Source organism: Ideonella sp. (genome assembly GCF_041918995.1).
GTDB lineage: Bacteria > Pseudomonadota > Gammaproteobacteria > Burkholderiales > Burkholderiaceae_C > Ideonella.
The window spans coordinates 159280-168789 of the sequence record NZ_JAYRUN010000011.1 but is presented as its reverse complement, the minus strand read 5'-3'; the positions used below and the strand labels follow the sequence as shown (position 1 = coordinate 168789).

Genomic DNA, 9510 nt, shown 5'->3' with positions numbered 1-9510 from the left:
GGGCCGGCGGCCCCCGCCGGGCGGGTCGCGCCGGTGCCGGGGCCCTCGCTGCCCGCACCGGCCCCGGGGTTGGGCACGGGCGCGGCCGGGCCGGCCGCGCCGTTGCCGCCGCCCGGGCCGCTGGTCGCGCCGCCCCGGCCACCCACCACCGTGCTGGCCTGCGACACCACCGGCTGCTGGGCCAGCGACGGCTCACGGCTGCAGAAGGTGGGGCCTCAGCTCATCGGCCCCAGCGGGCCCTGCACGGTGCAGGGGTCGGTGCTGCGCTGCCCCTGAGGCCCGTGCCGGGTGCCGGCGCTACCTGGCCGGGGCGGCCGACGGCGCCTTCAGGTGGCCGGCGAAGCGGTTGCCCACCAGCGGGGGCGCGTCCACCTGCGGCACGTGGCAGCTGTTGCACTGGTAGCGCTCCATGCGCACGGCCAGGCGGTCGGCGGCCAGGTGCGAATCGGCCAGCTTCGGTGCACTCTTCTTGGCAGCGTTGGCCGGTGCATGGCACTCCAGGCACTGGTTGTCGTCCACCGTGATCTCGTCGAAGTTGTCGATGGCGTGCGGCACCAGCGGCGGCTGGCCGTCGTAGGTGCGCGCGATGGGCTGCTGCGAGCCCGGCCGGCGGCCGCTGTAGGCCTTGGCCTCGGCCGGCGCATGGTCCGGCGTCGCGGCATCGGCGCCGCGCAGGCTGGCCACGCCGGAGAACGGGGCCGAAAGGGTGGCCGACGTGGTGGCGCATCCGATCAGCAGGGCAGCGGTGGCCGCGGCGAGCAGCAGCAGGGCAGGCTTTCTCATCGTCAGTTCCTCGGGCGGGTGTCGTTCTGGGGTTCGGAGGGGGCGGCGAAGCGGGTGCCGAAGGTGAAGACGTCCTTCGAGCACACGTCCAGGCAGCGCGCGCACTGGGTGCAGTGCATCGAGGTGACCACCGGGGTGCCGCGGCCCTTGAGGGCCGGTTTCAGGATCAGCGGCTCGGGGCACACCGCGTAGCAGTCGGCGCAGTCGTGGCAGGCCTCGCGGCGGCGGGCCACCATGCGCAGCAGCGCGAATCGGTTGAGCAGGGCGTAGGTGGCGCCCATGGGGCAGAGGTGGCCGCACCAGCCATGCGGCACCACGAACAGGTCGAACAGGAACACGCCGGCCACCAGCGCCCACGCCGCGCCCATGCCGAAGAGCAGGCCACGCTGCAGCGCGGTGACGGGGTTCACCAGTTCCCACGCCAGCGTGCCCGTGGCGGCGGCACTGGCGAGCGCCGTGGCCAGCAGGGCCCAGCGCCAGCCGCGCGACAGGCGTGCGCCGCTGCGCAAGCCGAGCCGGCGGCGCGCCCAGGCGGCGGTGTCGGTCACCACGTTCATCGGGCAGACCCAGGCGCAGTACGCCCGCCCGCCGACCAGCAGGTAGAACACCCCCACGATGGCCGCGCCGACCAGCGCGGTGGTGGCCAGGGTGTGGCCCGCCGCCAGCGACTGCAGCAGCAGGAAGGGGTCGGTCAGGGGCAGCACGCCCAGCGTGAGGCTGCTGGCCAGGTTGCCCTTGGCGATCCACACGCCCCAGCCCGGGCCGCTGAGGAACAGCAGCAGGACGGCGGCCTGCGTCAGGCGGCGCAGCAGCAGGAAGCGCTGGGTGCGCCACCAGCCCTTGGCGGCGAGCGCCTCGGCGCCGATGGCGGGGCGGCGGGTGGCGCTCACAGCCGGTCTCCCTGCAGCGCCTTGGGCACTGCTGCCGGGGCCGCGGACGGCGTGGGTGTCGCGGAGGCCGGGCCGCTCGCGGCCTCACCCTCCAGGCCCTGGCCGGGCACATAACGCATGCCCTCGGGCAGGTGGTACTGGTGCTCGGGCTCGGGCGCGGCCAGCGGGGCGCCGGCGGCGCGCTGCTCCTCCCAGCCCAGGCGGTAGTGGGCCGAGGCCTCGCCGCGCGCCAGGGCCACCGGCAGCACCTTGATGGCCGCCACCGGCAGCGGGCAGGCCCGCTCGCACTTGCCGCAGCCGGTGCAGGCGCTGGCGTGCACCGTGGGCAGGAAGAGGGTGTGGCGCCCGGTGCGCGGGTTGCGCTGTTCCTCCAGCGTGATGGCCTCGTCGATCACGGGGCACACGCGGTAGCAGATGTCGCAGCGCAGGCCCAGGTGGTTCAGGCAGTTCTCGTGATCGATGAGCACGGCCAGGCCCATGCGCGAGGCCGTCACCTCGGTGAGGCCGGGGTCGAGTGCCCCGGTGGGGCAGGCCTTCACGCAGGGCAGGTCCTCGCACATCTCGCAGGGCTTGGCACGCGCAACGAAGAAGGGCGTGCCGGTGGCCACCGGGTGGGCCGGCGGCGCGAGCGCCAGGATGTCGTAGGGGCAGTCGCGCACGCACAGGCCGCAGCGCACGCAGGCCGACTGGAACGCCGCGTCGTCCGCGGCCGCACCCGGCGGCCGCAGCGCCTGCGGCGGCCGGGCGCGCGCGCCGCGGGCGTGCAGCGCCAGGCCCAGCCCGACCACGCCCGCGCCACAGGCCAGGCGGGCGGCGTCGGCGAGGAACTGGCGGCGTTCGGGGGTCATGGGGCGTGGCGGTCAGGGGCCTTCGACGGGCTCAGGCCGAACGGAGGTGCGGCTCAGGCGGAACGGAGGTGCGGCTCAGGCCTTCATCACCTTCACGGCGCACTTCTTGTAGTCGGTCTCCTTGCTGATGGGGCAGGTGGCGTCCAGCGTCAGCTTGTTGACCAGGCGGTGCTCGTCGAAGAACGGGATGAACACCAGGCCCTCGGGCACCTTGTTGCGGCCGCGGGTGTTCACCCGCAGCGCGATCTCGCCGCGCCGGCTGGCCACCTTGACCGCGTCGCCGTGCTTCAGGCCGCGCTTGTCGGCGTCCTGGGGGTGCATCCACACCACCGCGTCGGGGAAGGCCTTGTACAGCTCGGGCACGCGGCGCGTCATGCTGCCGGTGTGCCAGTGCTCCAGCACGCGGCCGGTGCACAGCCACAGGTCGAACTCGGCGTCGGGCGGCTCGGCCGCGGGTTGGTAGGGCAGGGCGTAAACCACGGCCTTGCCGTCGGGCTTGCCGTAGAACTTCAGGCTCTCACCCGGCTTGATGTACGGGTCGTAGCCCTCGCGGTAGCGCCACAGCGTCTCCTTGCCGTTGACGACGGGCCAGCGCAGGCCGCGCACGCGGTGGTAGGTGTCGAACTCGCCCAGGTCCTTGCCCTTGCCCAGGCCGAACTGGCGGTACTCCTCGAACAGGCCCTTCTGCACGTAGAAGCCGAAGGCCTCGGCCTCGTCGTTGGTGTAGCCGGCCCAGGCATGGGCATTCACCTTCGCCGTCTCGGCCTTGCCGAAGGCGTTCACCTGGCCGTTGCCGAACAGCACCTCGTACAGCGTCTTGCCCTTGAGCGCCGGCGCCTTGTCCAGCAGCTCGGCGGGCCACACCTCGTCGGTGGTGAAGCGCTTGCTGAACTCCAGGTACTGCCACAGGTCGCTCCTGGCCTCGCCGGGCGCCTTGATCTGCTGGCGCCAGAACTGGCCGCGTCGCTCGGCGTTGCCGAAGGCGCCTTCCTTCTCCACCCACATGGCCGAGGGCAGGATGAGGTCGGCGGCCAGCGCCGTGACCGTGGGATAGCAGTCGGAGACGACGATGAAGTTGCGCGGGTCGCGGAAGCCGGGGTAGCGCTCCTGGTTCAGGTTGGGCCCGGCCTGCATGTTGTTGGTGGTGGACGTCCAGTAGAAGTTGAGGACGCCGTCCTTGAGCATGCGGTCCTGCTGCACCGCGTGGAAGCCGGGCTCGCCGCGCAGCGTGCCGGCCGGCAGCTTCCAGATCTTCTCGGCCTTCTCGCGGTGCTCGGGGTTGGCCAGCAGCATGTCGGCCGGCAGGCGGTGGGCGAAGGTGCCCACCTCGCGCGCGGTGCCGCAGGCGCTGGGCTGGCCGGTGAGGCTGAAGGGGCTGTTGCCGGGCTCGCTGATCTTGCCCACCAGCAGGTGGACGTTGTAGATCATGTTGTTCACCCAGGTGCCGCGGGTGTGCTGGTTGAAGCCCATGGTCCAGTAGCTGGTGACCTTGGTCTTCGGGTCGGCGTAGGCCTTGGCCAGCGCGAGCAGCTTGTCCTGCGGCACGCCGGACAGGCGCGCCGTGTACTCCAGCGTGTAGGTGGAGACGTACTGCTTGAATTCCTCGAAGGTGATGGGCGTGCTGGCACCGGGGTTGCCGCGCGGCTTGCCGTCGGGGCCGGGGTAGCCGTTGTTGTTCGCCTGCTGCTCCAGCGGGTGGCCGGGGCGCAGCCCGTAGCCGATGTCGGTGACGCCCTTGTGGAAGGCCACGTGCTTCTTCACGAAGGCCTCGTTCACCGCGCCTGACTCGATGATGTGGTGGCAGATGTAGTTGAGGATCGCCAGGTCGGTCTGCGGCTTGAAGATCAGTTCGGCGTCGGCCACCTCGCAGGAGCGGTGCGTGTAGGTGGACAGCACGTGCACCCGCACGTGCGGCGCCGAGAGCCGCCGGTTGGTGATGCGGCTCCACAGGATGGGGTGCATCTCGGCCATGTTCGAGCCCCAGAGCACGAAGGCGTCGGCATGCTCGGCGTCGTCGTAGCAGCCCATGGGCTCGTCGGCGCCGAAGGTGCGCATGAAGCCGAACACCGCGCTGGCCATGCAGTGGCGCGCGTTGGGGTCGAGGTTGTTGCTGCGCAGGCCGGCCTTCATCAGCTTGTTGGCCGCATAGCCTTCCCAGATGGTCCACTGGCCCGAGCCGAACATGCCGACGGACGTGGGCCCCTTGGCCTTGAGCGCCGACTTGCACTTCTCCTCCATGACGTCGAAGGCCTGCTTCCAGCTCACGGGCTGGAACTCGCCGTTCTTGTCGTAGCGGCCGTCCTTCATGCGCAGCAGCGGCTGGGTGAGGCGGTCCTGCCCGTAGGGGATCTTCGCGAGGAAGTAGCCCTTGACGCAGTTCAGGCCCTTGTTCACCGGGGCCTCGGGGTCACCCTGCGTCGCGACGATCTTGCCGTCCTTGACGCCGATGAGCACACCGCAGCCGGTGCCGCAGTAGCGGCACACGCCCTTGTCCCAGCGGATGCCGTCGCCGCCGACGGCGGCCACGGCGGCCGCGGGCAGCGACACGCCCGCCACGGACGCGGCGGCCGCGGCCGCCTTGGACTTGATGAACTCGCGCCGCGTGAACACCAGGGGGAACTCCATTCAGGCCTCCAGTTCGGTTTCCGGTTCGAAGTGGTGATAGACCAGCGCGAGCGACATCACGCCCCGGGCGGTGCCGATGCGTGCGTACAGGTCGGTGGTCTGGGCGTCGGTGTCGGTCTCGAGGGTGAGGACCAGACGCCCTTCGGGGGTGAGGGCGTGGACTTCCACGCCGGGCCAGGTGGCCAGGGTGTCCCGGAGCTCGGCGGCCAGATCGGCACGCGCGTCGACGATGAGGCTGCTGATGTGCATGCCGGCTCCTGAAGTTCCCACGGTAGGTGGCGGGCCCGCCACCCCGACGGTGGGGCGGCTTTCGGCCACGCAACGGGTGCACGCTAGGCCCCTCGTCGCCCGAAAACCTTGATCCGGTTTAGGTTTTTCCCCGCCCTGCCGGGCAGACAATCGCCGCATGGACCCGCATCAACCCGAGGCCGATTCGGCGCCCGCGCTCGCCGCCGTGTTCGACGAAGGCCATGTCGACGGCGACGCGCTGCTGGCCGAGCTGGTGGCCACGCTGCGCCACGAGGGCCGCCAGGTGCGCGGCCTGCTCATGACCTACCCGCAGCCCGAGGCGGGCTGCGCGGGCGACATGGTGCTGGTGGACCTGCACACGGGTGTGCACTACCCCGTCTCGCAGGCGCTGGGCAGCGGCGCCAGCTCCTGTCGCAGCGACCCGCAGGGCTTCGCCCGCGCCAGCGAGGTGCTGCGCGCGGCGCTGGCCGAGCGGCCGGAGCTGGTGGTCGTCAACCGCTTCGGCGGCCTGGAGGCCGAGGGCAGCGGCTTCGCCGACGAGATGCTCGCGCTGGTCACCGAGGGTGTGCCGGTGCTGACCATGGTCTCGACGCGGCGCATGGACGCCTGGCAGCGCTTCTCGGGCGGTGCGCCGCTGTTGCCGGCCGAGCCGGCGGCCGTGCGCGCGTGGGTGGATCAGGCGCTGGCCGGGCGCGCGGTGGCGGCGCGCGGCTGAGGCGGGCGACGGCGGCGCGGGGGCGCGGCGCCGGGTGCGGCCAAGCGCAAGAGCGCTTCGTCGGTGACCGACGCCGCCCGCGCCTGCAGCCGGGGCCGCAGGAAATCGGCCAGCGCCCGCATGCGCGCACTCAGGTGGGTGCCGCGGGCGAACACCAGGTGCAGCGGGTAGTCGTCGCTCTGCACACCGGGCAGCACGCGCACCAGCCGCCCGGCCAGCAGGTCGTCGGCCACGTCCAGGCGCGATTTCAGCGCAATGCCGTGGCCATCGAGCGCCCACAGGCGGGCCAGCAGGCCGTTGTCGGCGGCACGCTGCCAGCGCGGCTGCACCTGCACGGCCTGCCCCTCCTGGCGCAGTGACCACCGCTGGCCCGGGCGGCTGGCCAGGCGCAGCGCGATGCCGGAGTGGGTGGACAGCTCGGCCACGCTGCGCGGCGTGCCGGCGCGGGCCAGGTAGGCGGGTGAGGCCACCAGCACGGCGGTGTTGTCTGCCATCGGCCGCACGATCTGCTCGCCCGAGGCCGGCGGGCCGTAGCGCAGGGCGGCGTCGGCGGGCTCGCGGCCGATGTCGCTGAGGCGGTCGCTCACCTGCATGTCCAGCTGCAGGGCCGGGTGCGCGGCCAGGAACTCGTCGAGCAGCGGGCGCAGCACCGTGAGCCCCAGGTCCACCGACACCGCCAGGCGCAGCGTGCCACGCACCTGGCTGAGCGGCGCATGCAGCTCGGCCGTGCCCTGGTCCAGCAGCGCGAGCGCATGGCGGGTGCGCTCGAGGAACAGCTGGCCCTCGGGCGTGGGCTTGAGCGCGCGCGTGCTGCGCGTGAACAGCGTGGCGCCCAGCTGCGCCTCCAGGCGGCGGATGGCGGCGGTGGCGGTGGCCGGCAGCCAATCCACCTCGCGTGCGGCGGCGGCCACGCTGCCCAGCTCGGCCACGCGCAGCGCCAGGCGCAGGCTGGGCAGCTCCAGCGGGGGCAGGGCAGGCAGGGCGGAGCGTCGCACCATGGCAGGCAGGCGGGGGCTTCGCCGCATCGACAAAGCCAGTTTGTGAATGCCGCAGTCTGCCACGTCTGGTTTGCGCCGGCGCTGCGCCGCACCATGCCGGCCATCGACAACCCCTTCGCACCGAAAGGAACCGCCATGCTGGCCTTCGCCCACCGCCGACCCGCCCCCTTGTCCGATGCCCACGCCATCGAGCTCATCGAGCGCCCCGACCCCGTGCCCGGCCCGCACGACCTGCTGGTGCGCGTGCGTGCCGTCTCGGTGAACCCCGTGGACGTGAAGGTGCGCGCCGGCATGCCGCTGCCCGAGGGCGCCGACGCCCGCGTGCTGGGCTGGGACGCCGCCGGGACCGTGCTGGCCGTGGGCGATGCCGTCAGCGGCTTCGCCGCCGGCGACCGCGTCTGGTATGCCGGCGCCATCGACCGCCCGGGCAGCCACGCCGAGCGCCAGCTCGTGGACCACCGCCTGGTCGGCCACATGCCCGCGAGCTGGGGCTTCGACGACGCCGCGGCGCTGCCGCTGACGGCCATCACCGCCTGGGAGCTGCTGTTCGACCGCCTGGGCGTGCCGCGCGACGGCGGGGCCGGCCAGCGCCTGCTGGTGGTGGGCGCGGCCGGCGGCGTGGGCTCCGTGCTGGTGCAGCTGGCGCGGCGGCTGACGCGGCTGGAGGTCATCGGCACCGCCTCGCGGCCCGAATCGGCCGCCTGGGTGCGCGAGATGGGCGCCCACCACGTGGTGGACCACAGCCGCCCGCTCGACCAGGCGCTGGCCGAGGCGGGCCTGGGCCCCGTGCACCTCGTGGCCAGCCTCACGCAAACCGAGCAGCACTACGCCGCGCTGGTGGAGGCGCTCGCGCCACAGGGCCGGCTGGCGCTCATCGACGACCTGGCGCAGGGCCTGGACGTGCGGGCGCTCAAGCGCAAGTCGCTCTCGCTGCACTGGGAGATGATGTTCACGCGCAGCCTGTACGGCACCGCCGACATGGCCCGCCAGGGCGCGCTGCTCGACGAGGTGGCCGCGCTGGCCGACGCGGGCGTGCTGCGCAGCACGCGCGCGCGCCATCTCGGTGCACTGGGCGTGGACACGCTGCGCGAGGCGCACGCGCAGGTGGAGTCGGGCCGCACCGTGGGCAAGATCGTGCTCGGGGGGTTCCCCGGCTGAGGGCTGGGCGCCCGCGGCATCCGGCGCTACATTCCCGCGCCTGGAGGGAAATGGGAACGATGCTGCTGGATGCCCTGCTTGCCACGCTGCACCACCTGGCCGTGTTCGGCCTGGTGGCCATGCTCATCGCCGAGCTGGTGCTGCTGGACTGCGTGCCCACGGGCCAGCGGCTGCGGCTGCTGGCGCGGCTGGACGCCACCTATGGCGCGCTGGCGCTGGTCGTCATCGTGGCCGGCGCGCTGCGCCTGGCCTTCGGCGCCAAGGGCTGGGCCTTCTACCTGCACAACCCGTTCTTCTGGATGAAGCTCGGCGCCTTCGCGCTGGTGGGCGTGCTGTCGGTGCGGCCCACGCGCACGGTGCTGCGCTGGCGGCGCCAGAGCACGCTGCCGGACGCCCTGGCGGTGCATGCGCTGCGGCCCTGGCTGCTGGCGCAGCTGGGCCTGCTGGCGCTCATGCCGCTGCTGGCGGCCCTGATGGCCCGCGGCCTGGGGCACTGAGCCCCGGCGTCAGCGCCTCACCACTCGCGCAGCTTCACCCGCAGCCGGGCGATGGACTGGCTGTGCAGCTGGCACACGCGCGACTCGGTCACGCCGAGCACGGCGGCGATCTCCTTGAGGTTCATGTCGTGCTCGTAGTACATGCTCATCACGTACTGCTCGCGCTCGGGCAGCTTCTTGATGGCCTCCACCAGCGCCGAGCGCATGCGGTGGTCCTGCAGCTGGGCCAGCGGGTTGGCGTCTTCCTGGGCCACGTGGCGGTCGAGGAAGTCGTCGCTGCCTTCCTCGCCGGACATGTCCTCCAGGTACACCAGCTGGGTGCCACGCACCTTGGTGAGCGTGTCCTGGTACTCGGTGAGCGACACGCCCAGCTCCTTGGCGATCTCGCTTTCCTGCGGGGCGCGGCCGAGCTTCTGCTCCAGGCGGTGCACGGCGGCCTCGATCTCGCGCTGCTGCCGGCGGTTGCCCCGGCTCATCCAGTCGCTGCCGCGCAGCTCGTCGAGCATGGCGCCGCGGATGCGCTGGGTGGCGAAGGTCTCGAACTGCACGCCCTGCTCCGCGTCATAGCGGCCCATGGCGTCGTGCAGGCCGATCATGCCGACCTGGATCAGGTCGTCCAGCTCCACGTTGGCCGGCAGCTTGGCGATCATCTGGTGGGCCAGGCGGCGCACCAGCGGGCTGTACTGCTTGAGCATCGCGTTGGCGTCGAGGCGGCCGGTGGCGGTGTACATGAGCGGTCTCCAGGGC

At 72.6% G+C, this 9510-nt stretch carries 10 protein-coding genes and 1 pseudogene; 4 read left to right on the top strand and 7 right to left on the bottom strand.

The window, feature by feature from the left end; all coding sequences use genetic code 11:
• Window positions 1-276: pseudogene (locus ACE3UN_RS12000) on the top strand (hypothetical protein); the annotation flags it as partial.
• 21 nt (window positions 277-297) lie between these two features.
• Here the strand turns inward: ACE3UN_RS12000 and ACE3UN_RS11995 are convergent.
• The 5 genes from ACE3UN_RS11995 to ACE3UN_RS11975 form a co-directional block, all read right to left on the bottom strand.
• Window positions 298-783, bottom strand: coding sequence for a nitrate reductase cytochrome c-type subunit (locus tag ACE3UN_RS11995; protein ID WP_374675179.1), 486 nt, complete (start codon window positions 781-783; stop codon window positions 298-300).
• 2 nt (window positions 784-785) lie between these two features.
• Window positions 786-1673 (bottom strand): quinol dehydrogenase ferredoxin subunit NapH, encoded by an 888-nt coding sequence (gene napH, locus ACE3UN_RS11990; RefSeq protein WP_374675178.1) that lies wholly within the window; start codon window positions 1671-1673, stop codon window positions 786-788.
• Window positions 1670-2521 (bottom strand): ferredoxin-type protein NapG, encoded by an 852-nt coding sequence (gene napG, locus ACE3UN_RS11985; RefSeq protein WP_374675177.1) that lies wholly within the window; start codon window positions 2519-2521, stop codon window positions 1670-1672. The genes napH and napG overlap by 4 nt, the downstream gene beginning before the upstream one ends.
• A gap of 75 nt (window positions 2522-2596) precedes the next feature.
• Complete coding sequence (gene napA, locus ACE3UN_RS11980) at window positions 2597-5134, bottom strand: nitrate reductase catalytic subunit NapA (protein WP_374675186.1); 2538 nt, start codon at window positions 5132-5134, stop codon at window positions 2597-2599.
• A gap of 12 nt (window positions 5135-5146) precedes the next feature.
• Complete coding sequence (locus tag ACE3UN_RS11975; RefSeq protein WP_374675176.1) at window positions 5147-5395, bottom strand: chaperone NapD; 249 nt, start codon at window positions 5393-5395, stop codon at window positions 5147-5149.
• A gap of 157 nt (window positions 5396-5552) precedes the next feature.
• On the opposite strand from ACE3UN_RS11975, the gene ACE3UN_RS11970 reads away from it, so the two are divergent.
• Window positions 5553-6110: a DUF2478 domain-containing protein gene (locus ACE3UN_RS11970; protein WP_374675175.1), complete on the top strand. Its 558-nt coding sequence runs from the start codon at window positions 5553-5555 to the stop codon at window positions 6108-6110.
• Here ACE3UN_RS11970 and ACE3UN_RS11965 read toward each other — a convergent pair.
• Window positions 6071-7108, bottom strand: a complete 1038-nt coding sequence (locus ACE3UN_RS11965) for a LysR family transcriptional regulator (RefSeq protein ID WP_374675174.1) — start codon at window positions 7106-7108, stop codon at window positions 6071-6073. The genes ACE3UN_RS11970 and ACE3UN_RS11965 overlap by 40 nt on opposite strands.
• 135 nt (window positions 7109-7243) lie before the next feature.
• Here ACE3UN_RS11965 and ACE3UN_RS11960 point away from each other — a divergent pair, with 135 nt between their 5' ends.
• Both ACE3UN_RS11960 and ACE3UN_RS11955 read left to right on the top strand, forming a co-directional pair.
• Complete coding sequence (locus ACE3UN_RS11960; protein WP_374675173.1) at window positions 7244-8266, top strand: zinc-binding alcohol dehydrogenase family protein; 1023 nt, start codon at window positions 7244-7246, stop codon at window positions 8264-8266.
• Window positions 8267-8325: 59 nt separating this feature from the next.
• Window positions 8326-8763, top strand: a complete 438-nt coding sequence (locus tag ACE3UN_RS11955) for a DUF2214 family protein (RefSeq protein WP_374675172.1) — start codon at window positions 8326-8328, stop codon at window positions 8761-8763.
• A 17-nt stretch (window positions 8764-8780) separates the two neighbouring features.
• On the opposite strand, the gene ACE3UN_RS11950 is transcribed toward ACE3UN_RS11955, so the two are convergent.
• On the bottom strand, window positions 8781-9494 hold the full coding sequence (locus ACE3UN_RS11950; RefSeq protein WP_374675171.1) for an RNA polymerase sigma factor FliA: 714 nt from the start codon (window positions 9492-9494) through the stop codon (window positions 8781-8783).
• Window positions 9495-9510 lie beyond the last annotated feature (16 nt).